The following is a 1,093-nucleotide window of genomic DNA, read 5'->3' as shown; positions in this document are numbered from 1 at the left end:
CCTGAATTCAGATAATAACCGCAACACTCATGTAATGGGGTAGGTCGAAGGGAGGTCAGCTACCGACATGTGGTAGTCTTACTTTTCGACCAAAAAAAGTGAGTTCCAACATGAGTTATCGGCAGCTGACCGAGGGACAACGATACCAGATTTCGTTGCTTCTCTCAGAGAAATTTTCACTCAGAAAGATTGCAGAAAAATTAGACGTTGCACCCTCAACGATTAGCCGAGAGTTGCGAAGAAACTCGATTACATCGGGTTCTTATGAGCCATCAAGAGCGCATTTAAAAACGCTAAAGCGGCGTTCAAGCAGTGCTAAAAAACGTATCTGCGATAAAACCAAAATAGCGGTTGAGTTCATGTTAGAGCTCGATTGGAGCCCTGAGCAGATATCGGCGATTTGCAAACGTATCGGTCGGCCAGTGAGTCATGAATGGGTATACACCCACATACTCGCCGACTTCAAGCAAGGTGGTCAATTACACGCACACTTGCGGCACAGGCTGAAACGGTACAAGAAACGCTTACATAAGCAGCGAGGCCGCATATTAGAGCGACGCTCGATTCATGAACGGCCACGCATTGTTGAACATCGTGAACGCTTCGGCGATTGGGAAATTGATACGGTTATCGGTAAGCGTGGAACCGGCGTTATCGTAACCGCACTGGAGCGAAAGAGCCGTTTCTACTTAACCCGAAAATTAGCGAGTAAACACGCAGGCGATGTTGCCGATACACTGATTAAAATGTTACAACCGTTTCAATCACTTGTTCATACAATCACGGCAGACAACGGCTTGGAGTTCGCCGAGCACAAACGGGTTGCCGCAGGCTTGAATGCGGATGTGTACTTCGCTGATCCATACGCTTCATACCAGCGTGGCGCGAATGAAAATGCAAACGGGTTACTGCGCCAATATGTACCTAAAGGAAGTAACTTACGTTCACTGACAAATGAACAGTTGAGCAAATATCAGCAGCGATTAAATCTAAGACCTCGTAAGGTACTTGGCTTTAAACAACCTGATGTAATTTTTAAAGAGCAATTGCAGTACGCGCAGAGCGAGTGTTGCAGTTATTAGTTGAATCTAGG

Annotated in this window: 1 protein-coding gene; it reads left to right on the top strand. The window is 46.2% G+C overall.

What is annotated here, in order from left to right; translation table 11 throughout:
* Positions 1–110: 110 nt before the first annotated feature.
* Positions 111–1,082: an IS30 family transposase gene (locus A28LD_RS06610; RefSeq protein WP_007420302.1), complete on the top strand. Its 972-nt coding sequence runs from the start codon at positions 111–113 to the stop codon at positions 1,080–1,082.
* Positions 1,083–1,093 lie beyond the last annotated feature (11 nt).

Origin of the sequence: Idiomarina sp. A28L (assembly GCF_000218785.1) — a bacterium.
Taxonomy (GTDB): domain Bacteria; phylum Pseudomonadota; class Gammaproteobacteria; order Enterobacterales; family Alteromonadaceae; genus Aliidiomarina.
Note: the sequence above shows the minus strand (reverse complement) of the source record. Positions and strands in the feature narration are given on the sequence as shown.

Bases quoted from the DNA above. Each gene is read 5' to 3' on its own strand.
- A28LD_RS06610 (WP_007420302.1), top strand. From the start codon at position 111: ATGAGTTATCGGCAGCTGACCGAGGGACAACGATACCAGATTTCGTTG.